The organism is Xanthobacter lutulentifluminis (assembly GCF_043194675.2).
Lineage (GTDB): Bacteria > Pseudomonadota > Alphaproteobacteria > Rhizobiales > Xanthobacteraceae > Xanthobacter.
On sequence record NZ_CM195525.1, the window covers coordinates 3,922,268 to 3,943,511 of the forward strand.

Sequence of the window (21,244 nt, forward strand, 5' to 3'; positions counted from 1 at the left end):
CGTTCGTGCTTGTCGCACTGATGCTTATTCCGCTCAGCGTAAGGGCGCCTCCTTCGCTCGCAGGCCGCGGAACAGTAGCGCGGAGCGCGATCCGGGATGCCGCGCCCGATATCGCCACCGCACTGCAAACACACATTTCCGCCCTCAGGGGCGCGGTGTTCGGGGGTGGTCATGCGGCCTCCTCAAATGCAGCGAGGTCACAATCAAAATCCTTGATTGTGCCATCCGGGCCGATTTCCATGATGATGTAATCACCATAGCCCCGTCCTGCGGGGCACATGATCTTCGGAACGTATCCGCTAATCTTGGCGATTTCCTCGCGCTGGGCGTTCAGCAGCGTATAAACGCCATTGTCGCACACCTTGTAGTGGACGCTGGCGGTCGTGCCTCCCGGCCACCCTTCGATTTTGCCGGCAGAGAGGTCAATCAAGGGATTCCAAGTCCCGTGGACATTGAACGGCATGCGGTCGCCGTCCTCCGTGTCCAACTCGCCATTGATCTCAGCATCGCCCCAGTAGCGGACGCCGGCCTCCACCAGAAGATAGGCGGCCTCGATTTCCTTGGTGCTGCGGATCGTGATTTTCGGCATGTCTGCGCTCCCTTCGCGCCTGCGTCTTGCGCATAACGCGCTTGATGAGTATCTTACTCATAATGGTGTCGATCGCAAGGGGCTGCTATGAACGCGAAGGCGAAATCGAACATGGGCAAGCCGATGCCTCCGAAGCTGAAGGCCGGGTCTGAAACCAAGCGAGTGCAGGTCATGGTGCCCGACTCGTGGATCGATCTTGTGGACGAGTGGCGCAGGCTTCAGCCGAAGATCCCCACCCGGTCTGAGGCGATCCGGATCATGGTTGAAAACTACGCCAAGGGGGTCAAGTAAATGACCGACCTTAGCAAGCTTAACGCCTACCTTTACGTATGCGGATACGAGGGCGGTCCATTTAAAATTGGCTATGCGTACAATCCCGACAAGCGGATGAAAGACCACGTCCGAGACGGGCACGCCGCTATATTCATGGTTGGGAAATGGCCTGCCGGCGCGGCGATTGTTCAAGCCGCCGAGCGATACGTTCATTGGATTCTGCGAGACAAGCACCTTCAAAAGGAATGGTTCAACGTCACGCAGGAGGAGGCCGAAGCCGCCGTTCGTCAGGCTCTCTCGCCCGGTGCGCTTAAGGCTCATGATGAATTCTCCATGATCCCGCCTGTTACCGGGAGAGACAAAAACCTCGGCCACAAAGAGTGGGCGCGGACGAACTTTGCCGCTGGCACGCTCATTCGGATCAAGTCCGTAATTGCGAATGGCGAAACTCAGTCCGACTTCATGCGCGCCGCTGTCGAGGCCGAACTGAAACGCCGTGAGCGCCAGAAGCCGGACAGGCCGGAATAGGTCAGCGCAACTCGACCTTGCCTCCGATCTTTTGCTTGTATTTCCCGTTTCGAGCCGTGGGCCAGCGTGACGGGGGCTTGATCCCGACATGCTTCTTGCGAACAGCAGCGACCCTTGCCTTTTCCGCAACGTCGCCTGCGGTTTTCTTTGCGTGACACCATGAGCACAGGCAGCGCAGGTTTCGCTCGCGGTTCTCGCCTCCGTTCACTAGGGCGACGATGTGGTCCGCCTGCCATGCGTCTCCGGGACCGAGCTTGCGGGTGCATTCCTCGCATCGGCCTCCGGCTCGCTCGAATACGCGTAGGCGTACCCGAGGCGGGATGGAGCTGTCAGGATTTGGCCCGACCCATTCCTCAACGGTTCTTGCCATAGGCCCTCTCCCTGATTACCCGGACAGCTTCCTCGGCAAGGGGTCGCCAGATCTGAGACATGGGTTGGGCGATGAGCACCTTCCTCCGCTCGGACATGGCGAGTGCGATTACAGGGATGGCGTCGTCACCCATGGAAGCCGTCAGGCGGTAATTCTCGGCGCGGGCCTCGGCGAGATATGAGCGCGTGTGCGCCAACTCCACCTCCAGAACTGGCACCTTTTCCTCGGCAGTTGCCAGCCTGTCGAGAAGTGCATTCGCAAGGCGCTCGCGGAACATATCCGCCTCTTCCGGGGTCATGGTGCGGATGATGTCGTGGGGATCGTTGCCGCTCATGCTGCCGCTCCCTTACCCACGGCACCATCGTCCGTGAACACCACACCATTCCGCGCTGCGAATTCTTCGATCAGCGCCATCAAATCGGACATTTCACTTTTCGACAGATCGGACGATGACCGGCCGAGGCTCACGAAGCCATTTCCGTCGAGGTTCGGCACCATCCGCACTTCACGCTTCAGCGCGTCGAGGAAGATCAGCTTCCAGTCGGCCGGAGACAGGCGCAGTCCGTGGTAGTCCACCTGCCGGGCGACATCCGTCAGAAGCGCCCACATGCGGTCGTTCTGCGGTACGGTTCTCTTTGCTTCCTTGAATTCCAGGCGCGTGCCGTAGGGGGCATTCTTCACCCATGAAGCGGCGAGTTCGCGGTCCATTTTGCTGCGGAGAATGAGGAGGACACGGCTCATGCTGCGGCACCTCCGGCAAGAGCCTTCTGCCGTTCTCCATAGGCGCCGCGCACTCGGGCCTTGGTGATGTCATCCAAGGCATCAATTCCAGCCTTGTTATCTGCCGCCCACGCCTTCAATTCGTCCAGCGTCTCCATCAGGCTGACGCTGTGCAGGAGCGCGTCCACATTCGGAGGCGGGTCGGCCGGCGGTGCTTTCTCCTGAGACTTCGGGGCGGACGCAGCGGCGGGAACAAACTCGCGCGCATCGCGCTTCAGAATAGCCTCTAGTTTCTCGTGCTCCTTCTCGGCGATCCGATAGGACTTCCCGGCCTGTTCGATCTCCACCCACGGAGACGGCAGATCGTAGAGATATCGGCCGATGCCCCAATTCACGGCCGCGCGCTTGAAGGCGTCGGACAGTGCGCCCTTCTCAGCCTCCACATCGGTGTCGCCGGCGCCGTCTTCTTTCGCCACCCACTCGCCGCCGATCTTGATCTCCAGCGAGCACAGGGTGCGCCCATTGGCGTGCGGGTGGACGCGGCGCCAGTTGGCCGGTCCGACGACGGAATCCAGCCGGTCCATCACGTCGCGGGCATCGATGTAGGCCAGTGCCATGCCCTTCTTTTTGTCGCCGGTTGTGGAGCCGACGCGCCACGACACACGCTCTGGATGGAATGGCGCCGCGAGGGCGACGAAGAGGTCGTTGCTCATGTCAGGCCGCCTCCAGCTTCATGAGGAATTCCGTCGCCGCGTCGGACCACCGAAAGTCGTCGGTGTTCATGGGCAGCACGTCCATGGCCTGCATGGGCGTATCGAACCGCTCAAGGAACCGCTGTAGAGACAGGGCGTCCCGCGTGAGATCCTTGATGGCGAAATCCCGCTCTTCCGGCGTGATGCCGTAGTTGGCAAACTTCTTGCCGGTGACGTAGACCAAGCCGCCAAGGTCGGTGCGTCGCGCCAGCATGTAGGCCGACACCTGACGCACATGCGGGGCCTTGGCTGAGGATGGGCACGCCTTCGTCGTCTTCAGGTCCAGAACCGTGCCATCCTCGAAGACGAAATCGATGTAGCCGATGAGCGGCGCATCCACTTCGTCCAGCCAGCATTCGACCTTGATCTGAGAGGCCACCAGGGGCGACGGCTGTTTGGGCATCGTGGCGATCACGTCCAGCATAGGGCTGATCAGCGCGCGCTCGGCGGCGATCTCATCGGACAGCTCGCCTTGGCAGGTGGCATCGAACGCCGACAGAGCCTTTTCCTTGGCTTCGGCAAGCTCCCGGCCATGCAGGAGCGCGAGCATTCCGCCTTCGACCGCAGAGCCGCGCCACGCCGCCGGGCCGGCATCGTCCTTCATGCCGCCGAGGTACTTCAACGACCACAGGCCGGGGTTTTCGCGCCACAGCCCAAGAGAGGACGCGGACAGGTGGCGGATGCCATGCTTTTCAAACGCGCTCATTCCGCAGCCTCCAGATGAGCGGCGCGCTCCACACGATGTGAACGCAGTTCCGCCAGTGCTTCGTTGATGTCGGCGCGCGCTCGATCCAGAGCAGCCAAGGCGCGCTCAAGGTCGTATTCCTGCACGGTCTTGAACTGATCTTTCGATGCCTTTCGCGCGTATTCGGAAAGAGGTCGTGCATCGATCGCGAGAGTTGAACACTTCCCGTGGATGCGGTCGGTGATCCGAGATAGCATCATTTCAGCGTGATGCATTGTTCGCATCTCCCACAACATGCACCGGCATTACCGGAGGGACAGTGAAGTCGCCGACAGCCTCGTCTTCGTCTGTCAGCTCCAACACATGCTCAATGGTTCGCTCAAGGTGCCATCGGGCCTCTTTGTTCTTGAGGCCAGACAGGACAAGAGCGAGCGTCCCACGCAGGCACGCGACGCGGTAGGACAGTTCGGACGTACGGCGGGACATGATGGCGCCAGTCACCAGAGAGCCCGCGGCAGCGCTGGAGAACAAGGCTGCGGCAGTGAGGATGTCGAGAGCCATGGTCAGAGTGCTCCTGCTTTGCGGAGGGCGGCGCCAGCATTCACGAGAAGATCTGGACGGTCCTCAAAGTGGTATCGACGAATCCAGCCTGCGCAATCGTTCAGAGCATCCACCAACTCGCGGATCACTTCATCCTTCCCACACTTCTCGTCCTGCATGGTCTTCTTGATGGCTTCGGTCTGTTCTGCGCTGGTCATCAGAAACCCCACGGAAAGAACGGATAGATCGGGAAGATGGGAGAAGCCTTTGGCCGCCTCTCATCCAGGCTCACCACGTTGTTGGGGTGAACAGCCGGCACGACAGTCTTGGGGGACGACATGCCGGCCGGCTGTTCTGGCGCCGCTGGGGGTGCGGCGCGTCGGGATGGGAAGGGGAGAATGTCAGGCATCGGCCGTCACCGGAACAGGCGCGTGAACTTCCGGTTTGCCGCAGCCGATGGACGGCTTTGCCATGTCGGGGTGCTGGGTCATCCAGTCCTGAACGAACCAGAGCTGCCCGCACCCGCCGCCGATGGTGTCTTGCCCGGCCGGGTCAAACACCCGGACGTTGAAGCCGCGCTGGAGCAGCTTGCTGGAGAAATCGACGGCGAGCGCGCGCTGATGATCGTTCGTCGCGGGAAGGCCATCGCTGCGCTCGCAGACGACAGACACCGTGGCCTCGAAGACTTCCGGCACGAACCAGCGGCGGAGAAAGTCCGCGTCGTCATCCGAGGTGTTGCGGTCGTGGGCGCAGTAGTTGAAGAACGGATTGCGCCCGACCTCCTGAAACCAGAGGTTCCCCGCAAGAGCCATGTCATGCAGCCCCATCTTAGCCCGGAAGGGCACAAGCTGATCCCGCGCGGCGTCGGAGGTTTCATGCACCGAGAACTGGAGCCCGATAGTCGGGATCTCACGGCTGATGCTGATGACCGGCGCCATATCGACGCGCGGCCCGGACGTGCTGATCAGTAGGGCGGCTTTCGGCCATGTCCCATGCAGCGCGCGAAGGGCCGGGATGAGCGCCGCGAGATTGAGCAACGGTTCACCCATCGACATGAACATGATCTGGAGCCGGCCGATGTCCTGCGGATTACAGTCCACCTGATCGAGGCAGTGCGCCACTTGGCTCACGATCTCTTCCGCCGTGAGGTTCCGTACGAAGTGATCTCCGGCCCCGCAGAACCGGCATCCCATCGGGCACCCGGATTGCGTCGAGCAACAGATGACGGTGCGCGTCTGATAATCGGGGTAGCGGTAGAGCACCGCTTCGGCGACGGCATCGCCCTTCGTGAAGACGAATTTCGCGACGCGCTCGGCTTCATCATCGACCCGACGAATGTTATTCCAGAACGTGTTCATGACTACTCCGCCGCCTCCTGAATGCTAGACTTTGCGTTCTCAGCCGCACATGAGCCGGGTGGCGGGGGCCATGTTGGGTCTTTGAGGCATTGCCCGAAATTGACGTATCCGCCGCAGTACCGGCAAAGTGAGAGGTCTACGGAAGGGCGGCTGTTGTCAGCCTTCACGCGCTTGATCGGCATCTTCACAAAGCCGCCGCTGCGGGCTTCAAACGGAATGCCTTCGCCCGCAACATCTTCTGCGTCCGGTTTGATGTAGCCGAACAGCTTGGTCCCCATCTGCTTGATGGCATATCCGGCATAGCTGACTTGGACCACGCCGCCGCGATACCCCTCATCTTCGTCCGCGATGAACGTCGTGAAGATCACAGCCTGTCCGGGCTGGAACACATCGGCCCGGTCGCGGCAGATGAACCTGACGGCGGTAATGCCCATGCCGCGCAGCGTCTTGCGCCGGTCTTTCTGGACGCCACAGGCACCGTCGAAGGCGCATCCGTTGCAGGTGACGGTCTTCATTCCGCCGCCTCCTGAATGCTGATGGGCGCGCGGTGCGCGGCGAGCGTCGCATTGATCGCGGCGGCGAGCTTCTGCGAAAGCTCACGATCCCCCGTGAAGATCAGAATGTCGGGGCCGTTGGCGCGCCCGATGTCGAGAACCAGGGCCTCGGCGGCGACGCTGGCCAGATGGACCGTCCCATGGACATGCATGCTGAAGAACGGGTTCGTGCTCACCGGTCGTCCTCCACGCTCAGGCGCGCAGCCGGGATCACTCCGGAAAGCGCGTCCTCGATTGCGACGCGGAAGTCCCGCATCGCGTGGGCGTACCCAAGCGGGCCGAAGTCGGCGCCGGAGTAGTGCGCGTCCTCAAACAGGCGCTGGCCCTCGGCGATGGTGCGGCCCTTGAAGTCCTCGATCCGGGCGAGGACACCGCGCAGGTGCTCGGCGCGTTCCTTGGCGCGGGCGGCGGCATGCGGGTCGGCAAAGCGTTCGCGGTCGTTGGAGCGGGTGATGTCGAGCATGTCACGCCTCCTTGGAAGGCAGGTCGGAGCGGTTAAACGTCTCGACCGAATGGCCATTGCGAAAAGCCCAGAAGCAATGCCTGCCGAGCCACACGCGATCTTCCTTGTCGTTGTGGTCGATGGTCTTCCGCGAAGTCACCGCGCCAGTCTTCATGTCGCGAGTGATGACGATGAGGTGCAGCTTCTCAGGTTCGGACATGTCACTCTCCCTTGCCGGATGCTTTGGAGAGGGCGGCCATGACGTTCGCGTGCGCCTTGAGGCCGGGATCGCGCTCGACACAGTATTGGAGCGCTTCTACCAGATCAGCAGATGCCGATAGAAGATGCGCCGTCGCATCGCGGATCGGTTGATCGGACCAGCGCCCGTCTTCATCCGCTTCGGCGCCGCTGTCTTGTCCACCGTACAGAACCGCAACTTCGTGGCCGTCACTGTCGTGCAGGTAAAGGCACGCATTGAGCGGATGGCCATGAACGACGCGATATGGCCCCGGCGCGAACTTCGTCTCGGACATGATCTTGTTCCCCCTATTGGAGAGAAGGGCGGGTAGTAATGTTATAGTAGAGTCCGTCATTCGCCTTTTGCATATTTGCGGATTGAGCGTCCGTTGCATTCAAACCCAAATCGGCTAAAGTGTTGATGCGGAACTATTTCGCCCCGGATATTCCATCCGCTGGCCCTGCACTTCGGACAAACCCAGCGGCGCTGAGGGGTGGATTTGGGAAAAGTCTGGGCAGGCATCGCCTAGAACCCCTTCCCATCTACTGCACCCACCCGGATCGCCTTGCGGCCGATGATCTGGCGCTTGCGGGGTGGGTGCTGCATTTCGAACATCTCGAAGTGCATGTTGACGATGTATTCGCTAAACTCGCAGCTCGACTGCTTTTGCGCCTCGTCCTTGGTCGTCAGCTTGGCGAGCCAGCCTTTGCCCTTGTCCGCGCCCTGCTCGATCACGCTGCCGTCGCTGTAAGTGTGGGTCTTGGTGGTCATGTCGTCGTCCCCGTCGTTCTGATGGGGAGACATTGCCATTTGGCAAAACTGCCGTCAACAGGAAATTGCCGTTTGGCAAAAAATCCTGCTATCTTGTTCTCGGGCTCTAGGTGGGCGCATGAAAAAGCCCGGCGCTGGGCCGGGCCGGAGACGCAGGATGTGGAAAGCTCTATGCCGGTGGTTCTGGCGCTCTTCGATTGGGCAGCGCTTGACGGATCATGCCATTCGTGAGCGGAGCGCCTGGATTGATGACATGGGTATTTTTGATCCGCCCATCAATGATGGTGGAGCCAAGTAGCGGCACGCACAACCCCGGCCGCGGTATGCCAGTTTCAAATAATGCAGAGGTGGCTTATGTGGTGGGGAATTGCTGCGGTCGCAGGTGCGGCGCTTGCCGGGAACGCGATCTGCCTGTTCATCCAGATGCGGATGATGAAGCACCTATACGAACGAATAGCTGGCTCCCGTTGGTCGTGGGAGCCTATTTCTTACGAGGACGATCTAGATCAAGATATTGCTTCAGATCATCCCGAGACCACGCATCATTCGATATCTGATCGATTCTGGCTGCAATAAACTGAAGTTCCCTTATGGGCGCGTCCATGCGCCTTGAAAGTGCCCGAACCGCCTCAAGCACAGTTTTTATCGTCGGCTCCGGCTGCGGCTTTCTCGGTACGTTAAGTGGGATATAGGTGGGCGTGTGAGTTCTTTCGTCATCGAAAGGCGTAATGCGTCCGGACAGGCGATTTACGGATGCCGTCAGGTTGGCTACGTCGCGAGCGATGCGATCCAATTCACGAGCGATGTTCGGTAGCATCGCGCCGTTGTGCCTGTCGTCTTGCCGCATGGGCGCCCCCCTCACATATCAATGATGGACCGGCGGACACGGCCGATCACATTGACCGGCCCCTTTGGGAAAATCGTTTCGTGCCCCTCGGTGAAGGTCACGGGTTCGAATCGTGGCGGGCTGGGCCTATACCGCTTGTAGGTGGCCCGGCCCTCCTCATCGGCGATGACGTAGCAGGCGTTGGGCGCTAACGTCTTGTCCCGACGATTGAGGATGATGATGGAGCCGGGCGGGGAAATCCGATCCATTGACGACCCATCCACCGTAAGCGCAGCCCAGTCGCCATCCGGCAGGCCTGAGACGGTCATAGTGGGGAGGTCGTCGCCTTCCACCACCTGTTCGGGAAGCCACCAGTCGCCGGCGCTCACCCAAGATAGGCGCGGGACTTGGCGCACAAGCCCGCCGCCTGGCTCCTCTCCAAAGAGCGTTTCAATCGGCACCTTGTAGAGCTTGGCGAGCCGGAGCAGCTCGCTCTGGCGGGGTTCCCTATTCTCCGTCTCAAACCGTTGGATCTGCGAAACAGATAGATCGACGCGCTCGGCAACCTGCTCAAGCGTCAGGTTCAAAGCGGTCCGTAGGGATCGGAGTAGGTCGCCGTTCATACCTCTGTTTTGCCATGCGGCAAACTTCAGGCCAGAGCCTATTGGCAAAAAGGTGTTGCAGCAGCGTTTGCCATATGGCAAATAAGGAGCATGAAGCTCGCCGAATACATCACCGAAAAGCAGACGACGGCATCCCGGCTCGCTGGCGAGATCGGCGTCCCAGTCTCCACCATCACGCGGCTGATCCGGGGCGAGCGCAAGCCGGGCATTGATCTCGTGGCGCGCATTGCCGCTGCCACCAATGGCGCGGTCGCGGCCGAAGATTTCTTCCCCCAACCCGCCCCCGACCACAAGCAGGAAGCAGCGCCCGCCCCCGATATGGGAGGATGCGCGTGATGGGGCGAGCCTATTACAACGAAATCGATCCATTCGCGGCTCAATGGCTCCGAAATCTCATCTCGGCTGGGCATATCGCAGACGGTGACGTTGATGAACGTTCAATTGTCGATGTTCGACCTTCTGACGTCGCCGGCTACACCCAGTGTCACTTCTTCGCCGGCATTGGCGGATGGTCATTCGCCTTGCGCCTTGCCGGCTGGCCCGATGACCGCCCCGTCTGGACCGGCTCCTGCCCCTGCCAACCTTTCAGCACGGCAGGCAAAGGAGGCGGGTTTGCTGACGAGCGGCACCTATGGCCGTCTTGGTTCCATCTCATCCGCGAGTGCAGCCCTCCAGTCGTCTTTGGCGAGCAAGTTGCGAGCAAGGACGGCCTTGGCTGGCTCGACCTTGTACAAGCTGACCTGGAAGGATCGGGCTACGCCTGCGGGGCGGCTGATCTCTGCGCTGCGGGCATCGGCGCGCCCCATATCCGACAGCGGCAGTGGTGGGTCGGAAAACGGCTGGCCGACGTGCACAGCAACCGACGCCTTGAAGCAGGGCAATGTGAGCCCACGACCCGGTGCGATGGGACTATCGGAAACCGCGCCTCTGGCAGGCTGGTCCACGGCCTCAGCTCGCGATTGGAAGGACACGGGGACCGATCTGGCTCCGCGCCCGGACACGGGGAAAGAGCGCTTCGATCAGCTTCCGCGACAGGCGAACTTGGCTGGGTGGCCGACCTGTCAAGCGAGGGACGGCGACACGAACGGGAGAACAGCAACACCTCAGACTGCCATGAAGCGCTTCGCGCAGGGCAAGCGGAACTTGGACGATGCGGTGCAGTTGGCGGGACCAGCCCGACGAACGGCCTCTGGTCAGATGCTGACTGGCTGTTCTGCCGGGATGGAAAGTGGCGGCCAGTTGAACCCGGCACATTCCCGCTGGCTGATGGGCTACCCGGCCGCGTGGGACGCTTGCGCGGGTACGGGAACGCGATCGTCCCGCAAGTCGCTGCAGAAGTCATAGCTGCATTCCTTGACTGTGAGTCCTCTCCCATCCCGGAAGAGGTGGCGTGATGGATGACGCCTGCACCATCGCGCCTCGGAAGACCGCGCCCAAGCCGGCCCGTGAGTTCCGTCCGGACACGATGTCCGTCTCCATCCCGACCGACATCAAGGATGGGCAGGGCTCGCGCATCCGTGTGCGCATCACGCTCCCGCGCCTGTCCATCCTAGACGGATGGGAGGGATCATGACCCTTCTATTCGGCGGCATCCCTCACCCGTCCACGCATGCGGCGCGCGTCATTGCACGCGGTGCGCATGGCGTCTGCTGTGCCGGGCCAGCACTCGCGCAGGTATCCGGCTTCGGCCTCGACGAATTGCAGGATGGGCTCACCCCTGTCCTTTCGATCCCGCGCAATTGCCGCGAGGACGGTTGCGAAGAAATGCGTCTCTCCGATGGTCGGCATGATGGATCACTCCGCAGCCATGGGTGGACGGCCCCGGCGGCGCGACTGAGGCACGTTGAGCGCGCCGCCGGGACTGGGCTCGACCGCGCGAGGGGCGACAGTGCGCGCCGAGCCTTGCCAGTGCGCACGGGCGAGTTCCCGCACGCTATCCATGATGCCATCGATTTCCGCCGCGCCTTCCAGCGGCAGGGCAGCGAACGAAGCGACACGCGCCAACGCGTCCTCTTCGATTTCCTGCGCCATGTCTTTCAGCCCTGGCCGATCCACTGCCGCGATACGCAGCAGCTCCCGGTAGGCGTCTCCCATTGCCATCCCAGCGAGGAAGGCCACCAGCGCGCGATTGTTCTGCATTCGCATCCTCAGTCGATCAACGATTGCGCCCGCCAAGGCGCCAATTGGGGTCCACGTCTCCACGTCCGGCACGCCAATGCCGGTCGCTCCACCACGAGCCAGCGCGGCGTGATCTGCCAGGATTTCCGCGCGAGCCAGCATTCTCATAACTCCCTCTCGACATCCGCAAGGTACTCGGGAGCCGTTGTGAGATGTCACATAAATCATGTGAGCGCGAAATGACGACGCTGACTGTCTCTGCCGAGATGAGCACTGGACTTCGGCGCCTCGCCGAGCCGGTGAGCGCGGGCGAGAGCATCAAGGGTCTGATCGGCCGGGCCGCCCGCCGTGCTGGCCTGTCGTATAGCCGCGCCTATGAGTGCTGGTATGGGCGCGCGCGGGTTCGCGCGGATGAAATGGACCGCGTGCGGCGGCTCCTTCAGGCAAAAGAACAAGAGGCCATCAATGTGGAAATCGCTGAGCTGCGGCAGCGTCTTGCGCGCCTTGAGGAACAGCTTGCCATCGAAATGGCGACAGCTTGTGCGGCGCCGGGCCAATAGGTGCGGAGATCGCTGGATATCGTTTTCCGAGTGGATGGGGAGGAATGACTGATGAAGGGTGAAGTCTATTTCGCGGCCATGTCCACCGGAGACATCAAGATTGGCTTCAGCACCGATGTGGCGAAACGCATGGGCCAGCTATTCTATGCCGTTCCCGGAGGCGTAACGCTATTGGCTTCGTTCCTTTCGACGCCAGACGCAGAAGCATGGTGTCACCGCAAGTTTTCCAATCTTCGCGTATCGGGAGAGTGGTTCCGGCCAGACCCCGAGCTTATGGACTTCATTGAGCGGGTGAAGCGAGAGGGGAACCTTGTTGTCCCCGAAACATTTCGCGCTGAAGAAATTGAACTCGCCCCCCGCCTCCCGACTGATGAGGAGGTGAAACACCGGGCGAAATTCTACATTGGCCGCATCGCGGAGCCTCTTCGCGCGGGAGACAAGGTTTATGACATTCTGGAGCGGGCTGCATCTCGCACCGGGTTGGGCCTTCGCCGCATGCGAGGTATTTGGGGGCTAGAGGCGAAGGCCATTACCGCCGCAGAGTACATCCTTATCAAGGACGTATACGACGCTCGTTTTGCTATTGAGCAGTCCAAGCTTTCCGACCAACAGCGTCTTAAGGCGCCCACGATTAGCTCCGGCCATCAGGCGCCAGGAGGGCTTTTAGTCACAGAGCGCGACGCCTGACTGTTTATTTTCAACAGGAGACGACCATGTTCGCCGACACCCACTACGAGTCCGCTCCCGATCAGGTTTCCGACGCCCCGGCCGGCTTTGCGAAGGAGCAGTTGAAGTCCTTTGTTGAGAGGGTGGAACGTCTGGAGGAAGAGAAGAAGGCAATCGCCGAGGACATCAAGGATGTGTTCTCGGAAGCCAAGGCCAACGGCTTCGACGTGGCCGCGCTGAAGGAGATCCTCAAGCGGCGCAAAGCGGATGCCGACGACCTCAAGGAGCATGAGGCCATCGTCGATATCTACATGCAGGCCCTCGGGATGATCTTCTGAGGCCCCCGGCATGAGCGCTCCCATCACCATCATTCTCGCGGGCGAGCCCCGCGGCAAAGGGCGTCCTCGCTTTGGCAATGGCCGTTCCTACATGGATGCGAAGACCCAGCACTACGAGGCTGCGCTGCGCATCGCGGCGATGGATGCGATGGGGGCGCGCCGGCCGATTGAAGGCCCCGTGGTCGTGAATATCGAGGCGCGGGTGCCTGTACCGGCGTCGTGGTCACAGAAGAAGCGCCAATCTGCACTGAGCGGAGAAGTGCGCCCGACGACAAAGCCGGACATCGATAACATCGTAAAGACCTGGGACGCACTTAATCATGTGGTGTTCAACGATGATCGGCAGATTGTCGAGGCTGCCGTCCGGAAAGTCTACCACGAGAAGCCGGCGTTGATCATCACAGTGAAGGAGGTCGGGGTCGAATGAACAGCATCGACATCCGCCAGCCCTTAACTGCGGAAAGTCTAGAGCGCGTCAAGGACGACGTGATCCGGTTGTGGACGGAGAACGCCATGGACACGGAAGAGATCAGTCGCGTGGTCGGCTTTAGCGAGGCGTGGTGCCACCACATCATCACTCGCTGGCGGGAACGGCAGATCAAGGAGGGGAAGAGGTCATGAGCCGCATGTATAGCACCACGGACGATGCGATGATTATCGAAGCGTTCGATGAGGGTCTTACCGACCTGGAAATCGCTGAGCGTTTTTCCGAGCTTGGCGTGAAGCGGTCGGCTCATTCCATCCGAGATCGGCGGTCCTACCTCCGGCTGTTTCGGCGGGTCAAGAACGCGATGGAGAAGGCTGTTGCGGCGGAGCCTGAAGACCCGGCTCGGGAGCGCGTCATCTGTAATGTCACTGCGGATGAAGCGTTTTGCGCGGCCATGCGTGAGCACCACCATGATCGTGAGACGCCGCTGCGCAAGGTGACAATTCCATCCCGCATGGTCCCGCTCCGCAGCCAGCCGGCTCCACTCTACTCCTCTACTGGATATATGGTCCCATGATGTCCGCGCATGCTTTGATCAACGCGGAAGAGCTTCGTCGCCAGAACAACGCTGCGAAGCTCCGTCGCGAGCGGCTGATGAGGGGGCGCGTCCCCCCGGTCGCGTCGATTGGGATTGAAGATTACTCGGCACATTTCGGCGACTTTATTCTCTCTAAATTCAGAGAGTTGAAGATCGGCGAGGCCAAGCAGAAAGACCCCATTCGCGTTAAGATCGGGCGGCAGTTGGATGCGCATGTCGACGCATACAGGCTGTATCTGGTCCTGCTTCACGAGGGGCTAAACCCGCGTGTCACGGTCGCCGAGATCATCAAGGCAGTCTGCGCGTTTTATCGAGTGCCTGCCGTTGAACTGATTTCGCCCCGCCGCACCGCCCCTGTGGTGCGGGCGCGGCACATTGCGATGTATCTGGCAAAGACCCTCACCTCACGTTCTTTGCCGGAGATCGGTCGACGCTTTGGCGGGCGCGACCATTCAACGATCCACCATGCAGTGAAAAAGGTTTCCCGCCTCATTGAGGAGGGAGACGATGCCGCCGATGAAATCAAGGCGTTGATCGCGATTTTCGGGGGCGCGGCGTGATGAACAATATACCCCCTCAGGAACTCCTCCGGGAGTGGTTGGTATACGACCCTGACATTGGCGTATTTCGTTGGCGCAAAGAGCCCCGCGCGTGCAGGCCTCTTCTCGGGGAGGAAGCGGGAACGCGACGATCTTCGGGGTACATTTTTATCAAAGCTAGGGGATATCCCCAAATTGGGGCGCACCGGCTGGCGTGGGTCTACATGTTTGGCGGCATACCTACCGGCCTAGAGGTAGATCATATCGATGGCGACCCATCGAACAATCGCATTTCTAACCTGCGCCTTGCCACCTCTACACAACAAAAAATGAACAAACGGGTACAGGCAAACAACAGGTCAGGATTGAAGGGGGCATTTTATCACGAGTGCCGCCGAGGGAAGAAGTGGCGTTCTCAGATTAAAGCTAACGGGCGTGTCGTGTTCCTTGGATATTTCCATACGGCAGAAGAAGCGCATGCCAAATATGCCATGGCATGCCGGGAGTATTTCGGCGAATTTGGGAGGTCGGCATGAGTGTGCGCCACGCGGAGCGCAAGATCACCAACTTGCGTGAGGACGACCCAGAGATCGAACGGGAAGTGCAAAGCCTGCTGAAAATCATTGGAGGCGGGCAATGACCTACAAGCCCGACGAGATGGAAGCAGAAGCTGCCGCGATCCTCCGTGTGCTTGACCTAGCTCTAAACCAGAGGGCCACGAAGTCATCAGCGCAATACGACGAGGCCAAGGTGCGTCGCGGGGCCAATCGTCTCTTTGACGGGGCGCGGGTGATGCGAGAGCGGGGGAGGGTTGCTGGATGACGATGCACATCCTTACCGGCGGTGAAGTCACCACCGGCCGGCGCAAGCCCTCAGACCTCGTGGCCGAATACGAGATGAAGGTGGCCGGCGTGCCGGCGGCGCTGGCTGAGTTCGAGGCGGCGCGGGATGCGGTGAAAATGGCGTCGTCAATCGGCGGGACGTGGGGCAACCGCACGCTCGAAACCGGCCGGCTGGGCGAACGCGACATGTTGGCGGCCCTGCTGAGTTCGGCATGGCGGCACACCTATCAGCTCTACGCGCTGGAGAATTTCGCCTCCGCCGCGGAGAAGAAGCGCATCGAGCAGATGTTCGCGGACCCGCCGCCGTTCACCGTCGAGAACATCCGGGAGCGGTTCGGCACCTACATCATGGACCCATGGGGCTCGATCCTGCGTGGGCTCGCCGAGCAGTTTGCGGACCTGGACCCTGCGTTCAAGTCCCACGAGAAGGTGAAGATCGGGGTCAAGGGCCTGCCGAAGCGGGTCATCTTGCACGGCTTCAACAGCTATTCGTCGTGCTACGGGATGGAGCGGACACGCGACATCGTCAACGCGCTGGCGGCCTATCAGGGCAAGCCGCTCCTCACCTGGCCGGAACTGGCATTGCTGGAAAAGGACGGCGACGCCCTGAATTCCGGTGGGACATTCCCCAGCCCCTTCAATGGTCGGTACGACAACAAGACCATCGACGTCGTCGGTCGCGGCATCTGGCTGAAGCGCTTCAAGAACGGTCGCGGCCACCTGTTCTTCGGCCCCGAGGCCCTGCGCGACGTGAACCGCGCGCTGGCGGAGTTCTACGGCGACGTACTGCCGGATGCGGCGGAGGCGCGGCCGGCGGCCCCGCGCGCTGGCACCGCAGTGGCCAAGGACCTGCAGTATTACCCGACGCCGGCGCGTGTGGTGGACATGGTGCTGCAAGACCTGCGCATCGACGCCGGCGCCCGCGTGCTGGAGCCGTCCTGTGGATGCGGCCGGTTCATGGATGCGCTACGCGCCCGCGGCGCGCGGGTGTTCGGGATCGAGGTTGATCCCGGCCGGGCAGCGCAATGCCGGGCGCGGGGGCACAGCGTCCTGACGGCCAATTTCCTGGAGACCGAGCCAACCGCCGACTTCGACCACGTGGTGATGAACCCACCCTTCTATGGGCGGCACTACGCCAAGCACGTCGAGCACGCGGCCCGATTCCTGCGCCCGGGCGGCCATCTGACGGCCATCCTGCCGGCAACCGCCCGCTACGACCACGGGCTGCTTGATGGCTCTTGGTGCGACCTTCCGGTGGGCTCGTTCTCCGAGAGCGGTACGAACATCAATACGACCGTGCTGACGATCAGGAATGGCGAATAATGGCCCGCATCCGCACCATTAAGCCCGAATTCCCTCAATCGGAAACCATCGGAAAGCTGTCTCGCGACGCGCGGCTGCTTTTCATCGAGCTATGGACCCTTGCGGATGATGACGGGCGGTCTCGCGCGGCCTCGCGAATGCTCGCGAGCCTTCTTTTCCCCTATGATGATGATGCCCCGATGCTCATTGATGGGTGGCTGGAAGAGTTGGAGCGCGAGGGATGCATTCGCCGATATGAGGTTGAAGGCACAACATACCTCGATATTCCGAATTGGTCGAAACATCAAAAGGTTGACCACAAATCGGCCTCTCGCCTCCCTCCGTTTTCAGAGGAATTCGCGAAACCTCGCGAGCCCTCGCGAAGCCTCGCGCCTGACCTAGGACCTAGGACCATGGACCTAGTACCTAGGAACTCAGATGCTGACGCATCTGACGCGAGCGCGTTCGCGATGCCAGCCGATGACGGATGGCCGAAGGACTACCGGGAGCGGTTCTGGTCGGTCTATCCGCATCGTGTCGGCAAGAGCGATGCCCTCGCCAAGCTGGACCGCATCCGCAAATCCCGCCGGGTGAGCTTCGACAAGCTCATGTCCGGGCTGGACGCCTACATCGCCAGCAAACCGCCTGACCGCCAGTGGTGCAACCCCGCAACGTGGCTGAACCAAGGACGGTGGGACGATGAACCGAGCACCCCAGCACTGCACCGAAGCGCCGGACAGCCTGCCCAGCACGACCTTGCCGCAGCCTTCGACCGGCTCGCCGACCATGCGCGACGCATGGAAGACGCTGGCGGCACTGAGGGTTGGCGGCCCACATGAGGACGCTGCGGCCTGCTTCCCGGCGGAAAGCCTGGAGCACGCCATTGAGGTCGTTCGAGCGGTCGCTCGTGACCGCTTGGCGACGCCTACGCAATCGGTGGAGTTTGCTCGTGGGCTGATGGGGCAGTACCGGGCGAGGGACTTCGTGGATGCGGAGACGTTCGCGGCTTCTCTGGCGACCGTGTTCCAGCATTTCCCTCGGACGCTGTGCCGCCTGTGTATCGATCCGATGGTCGGGTTGCCGTCCGAGGTGAAGTTCCCGCCCACGGTGCAGGAGGTGCGGGAGTGGCTGGATCGGGAGACGGGCCGGCTTCGGTACTACGAGTGGCGGGCGCGAGAGGTGCGCGCTGCCCAGGTCGCCGGGCCGAAGGTGGCTGAGATCGCCCCGCTGGAGCCGAGGGTATCGCTGAGATCGATGGCTGCGTTGGTCGAGATGTTCGCGCCCAAGGAGGGCGAGCGCGTCCGCCGCCGTCATCCCGGAAATCCGTCAGGCGTGGACCATTCTGCGCCGTACTATTTCAACGTCAAGGGAGAGTGAGTCATGGCCGGTAGTGTCTGCAAGGTGATCCTGATCGGCAATCTCGGTCGTGATCCCGAGATCAAGTCGTTCCAGAACGGCGGCCGGGTTTGTAATCTGTCCGTCGCCACATCAGAGGTGTGGAAAGACAAGGGTACAGGTGATCGGCGGGAGCGCACAGAGTGGAACCGCGTGGTAATCTTCAATGAGAACCTTGTGGGTGTAGCCGAACGGTTCCTCAAGAAGGGATCGAAAGTCTACATCGAAGGCCAGTTGGAGACGCGGAAGTACGAGAAGGACGGCCGGGAGGCGTTCACGACGGAGATCGTGCTGCGCCCCTATCGCGGGGAGTTGACCTTGCTCGACGGCCCGTCAGATCGTGAGGGAGCGTCACAGGCGGGCGATGATGGGGGTTTTGCGGGGTCGTATGGCGGAGGCGCAGAACGCCCGTCACGGGCTTCCGCAGGCGATCAGGGGCGGGCGGGTACGAGGGCGAGCCCGCCGCTGGATGACGACCTTTCAGATTCGATCCCCTTCTGACCGAGGACATGGCATGACCGACGCCACCGAACAGAGCAAGATCATGGAAGCCGCTCACGAGGCCGCAGCAATCGCGCGCGGCGAGATGCCGGCCGGACGATGGACGATCAAGGGGCACGCCTATGTGCCAGCGGCCGAAGCTGATGGTCTCCGCAAGCAGAACCAGGAGCTACAGAACGCTCTGTCCTGCATGACTGCCTCCCGAGACAGGTGGAGGGCAGAAGCGAAGGGCAAGATCACGGACGAATGGCGCCGTCGTGTGGCGGCTGGTGAAGAGGGAGAGGTGGCATGACTCTTCTCTCATCGTTTCGAGAAAAGCTCAGCGCGCTATGGGCTTATGCGATGGATGGTGATGGTTGGGGACCGGCCATCATGTGCGTGGCTGGCGTCCAGTGGGCGTACATCTGCGGCGCAATCGGGGCGTATTGGATGTCGCTCTTCGGTGTTGTGCTTTGCTGTTCGGCCGGCCGATGGGCTGCTGATTGCGCGAAGGCTCGGGAAGCTTCCCGGTGGGGTGAGAGGATTTTGGATCTAATCGAAACGGACCACGACGCGACGATCAGCGTAACTGTCGATCACAGGTCGTAACGCCTAACGCCCGAGGACCGCGACACCCTCGGGAGCACCCACACCATCACAGGGGCAGATGAATGAGGAACCGCAAGCGCAAGGGCCGCCCGTCCAATCTCACCGTCCCCCGCTACCCCTGCGGGAAGATCAAGCCCAGCGCCCGCCAGCCGCGCGGGGAAACGGAGGTTCAGGCCATGGCCACGGCAATCGCGCACCGGGCACGGGTTGTGGGGGTGGACAACGCCAAGCGCAACGAGGCGGGCTACGAGCTGGGCAGGATGTTCCTCAAGGGCCGCGTCACAGCCCGCCAGCATCGCGCCGGATTCGACTTTGCCAGCATTGTGGGAGACTGGCAACGGATGATGGGCCTCCCGTCTCCGTTCCCTGCCAGCATGGATTATGGCGCTGTGCGGGGCCTGTCTATTCAGGCGGAGATTGACGCAGATCGGGTGCGGCGCCGGACGGAGGAATACATGAAGATGATGACGGCCTTGTCGGACGCGGGCAGGCGGGCTCAGATCTTGGTGCGACAGGTATGCGTAGAGGATCTGAGCGTTGTGGATGTGGATAACCTGCGGCTCGGCTTGGATGCGCTGGCGGATTTCTTCAAAATTCCGGCTGAGCCTGTTGACGAAGGTCGGCCCCGCGTGTAAGTTCCGAAATAGATGCTGGGCGCATAGCGCCGGCTAAGAGTTTAGCCCGAGTGGCGGAATTGGAAGACGCGGCCGCCTCAAAACCGGCTTCCTTCGGGAGTGCAGGATCGTGTCCTGCCTCGGGCACCAAGTTGGACGCAGGGTAGCCAAGTGGTAAGGCCTCCGGCTCATAACCGGATTATGCGTCGGTTCGATCCCGACCCCTGCAACCAGTTCTGCGCTACGGCGCACATGAGTTTGGCGCTGCCGGGTGGACGCCTAAAGCCGAAAGGCCATGGAGCAGCCGAGGGAAACCAGGCTGACGGGCAGCGCCGAAGCATTTCGAGGGAAGGGCAGCATAACAGGGCGGTCCATGCTCTGCGCTGCCATGGATAGGCGGTTAATGGGGCGCGTAAGCCTGCGCCTCGCCGATGGTTTGGGTATCCCGGCCGGGTCCGCCGAGGCTCTCGAAAGCATGTCACCCGCTAGTCGGGCTTGAAGCCCGTGGTCCGCCACGGCCGCCGGGATGATCTCCGGCGCTATGCGCGACCCTAGAAGGGTGGGAGCCTGACACCGGTCTGCAACGGATCAGGGTGAACCTCTCTGGCTGGTGTAAATCCAGTCTAGCGCTCCAACTTCGCGGGGGTGGTCTCGGCGACCTAAGGGCCTTCCAAGCCTCCAAGGCGGGTTCGATCCCCGCTCTCCGCTCCATTCAGTATGGCCGCGTCCTCTGCTTCGGTACGGCGCGGTCTTCTGATCTTGCTGTGGTGCGGGAAGTGAACCCGCCATGTGGCCTTCGATGTCGGCCAGCCCTGCCCCGGTGTAGCGCCCGGCCAGCAAGATGCATTGGCGCCTCGCCGAGGCGAAGGACATGAGGAAGTGACAGCCATGAAGAACATGTTCTGGTCCTCCATCATCGCCCTCGCCCACAAGATGCTTCGTGCGGCTGGTGCCCGGTGACCGATCTACAAGCAGCCATCTGCATCCTCTGCGTGTTCCTGATCGGGTACGCCTGCGGTGCTGCGGCTGCATCTTGGGGTATCAAGCCCCCCCAGCCCCGTGACGAGCGCGGCCGGTTCAGGAAATCCGAGTAATGCTCTGCATCCTCCCGTGGATTGGCCTTGTCGCTATTCTCTCCGGCTTCTGTTGGCTGGCCTACCACAAGCTCTTCAATGCCTGAATCTGAAGGCGCCCATCTCGACATCATCTGGGCGAGCATGAGCGAGGGCGTAATGCTCCGCTCCGATGGGGTCCCCGGCAAGATCACCGAATGGTTCGACGCAGACGGTGAAGACGTAGACAGCGCAGATGATGCGGTTGTCGTGATGGTCGAGTGGTCTGATGGCCGCCTGTCCACTGTAGAGGTGGGCCGGTTCGAGATGACTCATTAGGTAAAGGGTGATGACTGAGGCGCCTAAGGTAGGCCTTGATAGGTCCAAGACTGGACGAAAGAAAGGCACCCCAAACAAAACGACGACTGCGCTCAA

The 21,244-nt window shown here is 61.5% G+C and carries 41 protein-coding genes and 2 tRNA genes; 23 read left to right on the forward strand and 20 right to left on the reverse strand.

Features of this window, described 5'->3' with window-relative positions; genetic code table 11:
• Positions 1-169 precede the first annotated feature (169 nt).
• Positions 170-589 carry a hypothetical protein gene (locus tag V5F49_RS17995; RefSeq protein WP_394118244.1) on the reverse strand — a complete coding sequence of 140 codons (420 nt, stop codon included), beginning with the start codon at positions 587-589 and terminating at the stop codon, positions 170-172.
• Positions 590-676: 87 nt separating this feature from the next.
• Here V5F49_RS17995 and V5F49_RS18000 point away from each other — a divergent pair, with 87 nt between their 5' ends.
• Both V5F49_RS18000 and V5F49_RS18005 read left to right on the forward strand, forming a co-directional pair.
• Positions 677-880: a ribbon-helix-helix domain-containing protein gene (locus tag V5F49_RS18000; protein ID WP_394118245.1), complete on the forward strand. Its 204-nt coding sequence runs from the start codon at positions 677-679 to the stop codon at positions 878-880.
• The gene (locus V5F49_RS18005; protein ID WP_394118246.1) at positions 881-1,390 is read left to right on the forward strand and encodes a GIY-YIG nuclease family protein; all 510 of its coding nucleotides are present in this window, start codon (positions 881-883) and stop codon (positions 1,388-1,390) included.
• A gap of 1 nt (position 1,391) precedes the next feature.
• Here the strand turns inward: V5F49_RS18005 and V5F49_RS18010 are convergent, their stop codons facing one another.
• From V5F49_RS18010 to V5F49_RS18090, 17 genes are all read right to left on the reverse strand, one after another.
• On the reverse strand, positions 1,392-1,760 hold the full coding sequence (locus tag V5F49_RS18010; protein WP_394118247.1) for an HNH endonuclease: 369 nt from the start codon (positions 1,758-1,760) through the stop codon (positions 1,392-1,394).
• Positions 1,744-2,094 (reverse strand): hypothetical protein, encoded by a 351-nt coding sequence (locus V5F49_RS18015; RefSeq protein WP_394118248.1) that lies wholly within the window; start codon positions 2,092-2,094, stop codon positions 1,744-1,746. The genes V5F49_RS18010 and V5F49_RS18015 overlap by 17 nt, the downstream gene beginning before the upstream one ends.
• On the reverse strand, positions 2,091-2,501 hold the full coding sequence (locus V5F49_RS18020) for a recombination protein NinB (protein ID WP_394118249.1): 411 nt from the start codon (positions 2,499-2,501) through the stop codon (positions 2,091-2,093). The genes V5F49_RS18015 and V5F49_RS18020 overlap by 4 nt, the downstream gene beginning before the upstream one ends.
• Entirely contained in the window at positions 2,498-3,193 is a 696-nt protein-coding gene (locus tag V5F49_RS18025; RefSeq protein ID WP_394118250.1) for a Rad52/Rad22 family DNA repair protein, read from the reverse strand. The genes V5F49_RS18020 and V5F49_RS18025 overlap by 4 nt, the downstream gene beginning before the upstream one ends.
• 1 nt (position 3,194) lies before the next feature.
• Positions 3,195-3,938, reverse strand: a complete 744-nt coding sequence (locus tag V5F49_RS18030; RefSeq protein WP_394118251.1) for a PD-(D/E)XK nuclease family protein — start codon at positions 3,936-3,938, stop codon at positions 3,195-3,197.
• Entirely contained in the window at positions 3,935-4,192 is a 258-nt protein-coding gene (locus V5F49_RS18035) for a hypothetical protein (RefSeq protein ID WP_394118252.1), read from the reverse strand. The genes V5F49_RS18030 and V5F49_RS18035 overlap by 4 nt, the downstream gene beginning before the upstream one ends.
• On the reverse strand, positions 4,179-4,478 hold the full coding sequence (locus V5F49_RS18040) for a hypothetical protein (protein WP_394118253.1): 300 nt from the start codon (positions 4,476-4,478) through the stop codon (positions 4,179-4,181). The genes V5F49_RS18035 and V5F49_RS18040 overlap by 14 nt, the downstream gene beginning before the upstream one ends.
• A gap of 2 nt (positions 4,479-4,480) precedes the next feature.
• The gene (locus V5F49_RS18045; RefSeq protein ID WP_394118254.1) at positions 4,481-4,675 is read right to left on the reverse strand and encodes a hypothetical protein; all 195 of its coding nucleotides are present in this window, start codon (positions 4,673-4,675) and stop codon (positions 4,481-4,483) included.
• 183 nt (positions 4,676-4,858) lie between these two features.
• Entirely contained in the window at positions 4,859-5,815 is a 957-nt protein-coding gene (locus tag V5F49_RS18050) for a radical SAM protein (protein ID WP_394118255.1), read from the reverse strand.
• A gap of 2 nt (positions 5,816-5,817) precedes the next feature.
• The gene (locus V5F49_RS18055) at positions 5,818-6,330 is read right to left on the reverse strand and encodes a hypothetical protein (RefSeq protein WP_394118256.1); all 513 of its coding nucleotides are present in this window, start codon (positions 6,328-6,330) and stop codon (positions 5,818-5,820) included.
• A complete protein-coding gene (locus V5F49_RS18060) occupies positions 6,327-6,545 on the reverse strand; it encodes a hypothetical protein (RefSeq protein ID WP_394118257.1) in 219 nt (72 codons plus the stop codon). Before V5F49_RS18060 ends, V5F49_RS18055 begins: the two co-directional genes overlap by 4 nt.
• On the reverse strand, positions 6,542-6,832 hold the full coding sequence (locus V5F49_RS18065) for a hypothetical protein (RefSeq protein ID WP_394118258.1): 291 nt from the start codon (positions 6,830-6,832) through the stop codon (positions 6,542-6,544). The genes V5F49_RS18060 and V5F49_RS18065 overlap by 4 nt, the downstream gene beginning before the upstream one ends.
• A gap of 1 nt (position 6,833) precedes the next feature.
• Positions 6,834-7,031, reverse strand: coding sequence for a hypothetical protein (locus tag V5F49_RS18070; protein WP_394118259.1), 198 nt, complete (start codon positions 7,029-7,031; stop codon positions 6,834-6,836).
• Between the two features lies 1 nt (position 7,032).
• Positions 7,033-7,344 carry an XkdD/Y8K6 family phage-associated protein gene (locus V5F49_RS18075; protein WP_394118260.1) on the reverse strand — a complete coding sequence of 104 codons (312 nt, stop codon included), beginning with the start codon at positions 7,342-7,344 and terminating at the stop codon, positions 7,033-7,035.
• 230 nt (positions 7,345-7,574) lie between these two features.
• Positions 7,575-7,820, reverse strand: a complete 246-nt coding sequence (locus V5F49_RS18080) for a hypothetical protein (RefSeq protein WP_394118261.1) — start codon at positions 7,818-7,820, stop codon at positions 7,575-7,577.
• 481 nt (positions 7,821-8,301) lie between these two features.
• Positions 8,302-8,667: a hypothetical protein gene (locus V5F49_RS18085; protein WP_394118262.1), complete on the reverse strand. Its 366-nt coding sequence runs from the start codon at positions 8,665-8,667 to the stop codon at positions 8,302-8,304.
• Positions 8,668-8,678: 11 nt separating this feature from the next.
• Positions 8,679-9,233: a helix-turn-helix domain-containing protein gene (locus V5F49_RS18090; protein WP_509210711.1), complete on the reverse strand. Its 555-nt coding sequence runs from the start codon at positions 9,231-9,233 to the stop codon at positions 8,679-8,681.
• A gap of 126 nt (positions 9,234-9,359) precedes the next feature.
• On the opposite strand from V5F49_RS18090, the gene V5F49_RS18095 reads away from it, so the two are divergent.
• The 3 genes from V5F49_RS18095 to V5F49_RS18105 are packed head-to-tail and all read left to right on the forward strand — an operon-like array spanning position 9,360 to position 10,842.
• Positions 9,360-9,605, forward strand: a complete 246-nt coding sequence (locus V5F49_RS18095; protein ID WP_394118264.1) for a helix-turn-helix domain-containing protein — start codon at positions 9,360-9,362, stop codon at positions 9,603-9,605.
• Positions 9,605-10,663, forward strand: coding sequence for a DNA cytosine methyltransferase (locus V5F49_RS18100; RefSeq protein ID WP_394118265.1), 1,059 nt, complete (start codon positions 9,605-9,607; stop codon positions 10,661-10,663). Before V5F49_RS18095 ends, V5F49_RS18100 begins: the two co-directional genes overlap by 1 nt.
• Positions 10,663-10,842, forward strand: a complete 180-nt coding sequence (locus V5F49_RS18105; RefSeq protein WP_394118266.1) for a hypothetical protein — start codon at positions 10,663-10,665, stop codon at positions 10,840-10,842. Before V5F49_RS18100 ends, V5F49_RS18105 begins: the two co-directional genes overlap by 1 nt.
• A gap of 5 nt (positions 10,843-10,847) precedes the next feature.
• Here the strand turns inward: V5F49_RS18105 and V5F49_RS18110 are convergent, their stop codons facing one another.
• A complete protein-coding gene (locus V5F49_RS18110) occupies positions 10,848-11,057 on the reverse strand; it encodes a hypothetical protein (protein WP_394118267.1) in 210 nt (69 codons plus the stop codon).
• Between the two features lie 6 nt (positions 11,058-11,063).
• Entirely contained in the window at positions 11,064-11,549 is a 486-nt protein-coding gene (locus V5F49_RS18115) for a hypothetical protein (protein ID WP_394118268.1), read from the reverse strand.
• A gap of 77 nt (positions 11,550-11,626) precedes the next feature.
• On the opposite strand from V5F49_RS18115, the gene V5F49_RS18120 reads away from it, so the two are divergent.
• The 18 genes from V5F49_RS18120 to V5F49_RS18205 all read left to right on the forward strand — a co-directional run bounded on the left by V5F49_RS18120 (position 11,627) and on the right by V5F49_RS18205 (position 21,148).
• Complete coding sequence (locus V5F49_RS18120) at positions 11,627-11,947, forward strand: major capsid protein (protein WP_394118269.1); 321 nt, start codon at positions 11,627-11,629, stop codon at positions 11,945-11,947.
• A 51-nt stretch (positions 11,948-11,998) separates the two neighbouring features.
• A complete protein-coding gene (locus tag V5F49_RS18125; RefSeq protein WP_394118270.1) occupies positions 11,999-12,634 on the forward strand; it encodes a GIY-YIG nuclease family protein in 636 nt (211 codons plus the stop codon).
• Between the two features lie 26 nt (positions 12,635-12,660).
• Entirely contained in the window at positions 12,661-12,951 is a 291-nt protein-coding gene (locus tag V5F49_RS18130) for a DUF2312 domain-containing protein (protein WP_394118271.1), read from the forward strand.
• Positions 12,952-12,961: 10 nt separating this feature from the next.
• Positions 12,962-13,378, forward strand: a complete 417-nt coding sequence (locus V5F49_RS18135; RefSeq protein WP_394118272.1) for a RusA family crossover junction endodeoxyribonuclease — start codon at positions 12,962-12,964, stop codon at positions 13,376-13,378.
• Positions 13,375-13,572 (forward strand): hypothetical protein, encoded by a 198-nt coding sequence (locus tag V5F49_RS18140; RefSeq protein ID WP_394118273.1) that lies wholly within the window; start codon positions 13,375-13,377, stop codon positions 13,570-13,572. Before V5F49_RS18135 ends, V5F49_RS18140 begins: the two co-directional genes overlap by 4 nt.
• On the forward strand, positions 13,569-13,955 hold the full coding sequence (locus V5F49_RS18145) for a hypothetical protein (RefSeq protein ID WP_394118274.1): 387 nt from the start codon (positions 13,569-13,571) through the stop codon (positions 13,953-13,955). The genes V5F49_RS18140 and V5F49_RS18145 overlap by 4 nt, the downstream gene beginning before the upstream one ends.
• Entirely contained in the window at positions 13,952-14,536 is a 585-nt protein-coding gene (locus tag V5F49_RS18150; RefSeq protein WP_394118275.1) for a helix-turn-helix domain-containing protein, read from the forward strand. Before V5F49_RS18145 ends, V5F49_RS18150 begins: the two co-directional genes overlap by 4 nt.
• 203 nt (positions 14,537-14,739) lie before the next feature.
• Positions 14,740-15,051, forward strand: coding sequence for an HNH endonuclease (locus tag V5F49_RS18155; RefSeq protein ID WP_509210712.1), 312 nt, complete (start codon positions 14,740-14,742; stop codon positions 15,049-15,051).
• A 100-nt stretch (positions 15,052-15,151) separates the two neighbouring features.
• Positions 15,152-15,337: a hypothetical protein gene (locus V5F49_RS18160; protein ID WP_394118277.1), complete on the forward strand. Its 186-nt coding sequence runs from the start codon at positions 15,152-15,154 to the stop codon at positions 15,335-15,337.
• A complete protein-coding gene (locus tag V5F49_RS18165) occupies positions 15,334-16,680 on the forward strand; it encodes a DUF4942 domain-containing protein (RefSeq protein ID WP_394118278.1) in 1,347 nt (448 codons plus the stop codon). The genes V5F49_RS18160 and V5F49_RS18165 overlap by 4 nt, the downstream gene beginning before the upstream one ends.
• Entirely contained in the window at positions 16,680-17,498 is an 819-nt protein-coding gene (locus V5F49_RS18170; RefSeq protein ID WP_394118279.1) for an LvrA C-terminal domain-related protein, read from the forward strand. The genes V5F49_RS18165 and V5F49_RS18170 overlap by 1 nt, the downstream gene beginning before the upstream one ends.
• 145 nt (positions 17,499-17,643) lie before the next feature.
• Positions 17,644-18,036 (forward strand): hypothetical protein, encoded by a 393-nt coding sequence (locus V5F49_RS18175; RefSeq protein WP_394118280.1) that lies wholly within the window; start codon positions 17,644-17,646, stop codon positions 18,034-18,036.
• Positions 18,037-18,039: 3 nt separating this feature from the next.
• Complete coding sequence (gene ssb, locus V5F49_RS18180; RefSeq protein ID WP_394118281.1) at positions 18,040-18,555, forward strand: single-stranded DNA-binding protein; 516 nt, start codon at positions 18,040-18,042, stop codon at positions 18,553-18,555.
• A 13-nt stretch (positions 18,556-18,568) separates the two neighbouring features.
• Positions 18,569-18,847: a hypothetical protein gene (locus V5F49_RS18185; protein WP_394118282.1), complete on the forward strand. Its 279-nt coding sequence runs from the start codon at positions 18,569-18,571 to the stop codon at positions 18,845-18,847.
• Positions 18,848-19,205: 358 nt separating this feature from the next.
• Entirely contained in the window at positions 19,206-19,778 is a 573-nt protein-coding gene (locus V5F49_RS18190) for a hypothetical protein (protein ID WP_394118283.1), read from the forward strand.
• Positions 19,779-19,822: 44 nt separating this feature from the next.
• Positions 19,823-19,907, forward strand: a tRNA-Leu gene (locus V5F49_RS18195).
• A 7-nt stretch (positions 19,908-19,914) separates the two neighbouring features.
• A tRNA-Ile gene (locus V5F49_RS18200) sits at positions 19,915-19,990 on the forward strand.
• Positions 19,991-20,929: 939 nt separating this feature from the next.
• Complete coding sequence (locus tag V5F49_RS18205) at positions 20,930-21,148, forward strand: hypothetical protein (RefSeq protein ID WP_394118284.1); 219 nt, start codon at positions 20,930-20,932, stop codon at positions 21,146-21,148.
• The last annotated feature ends 96 nt before the right edge of the window (positions 21,149-21,244 follow it).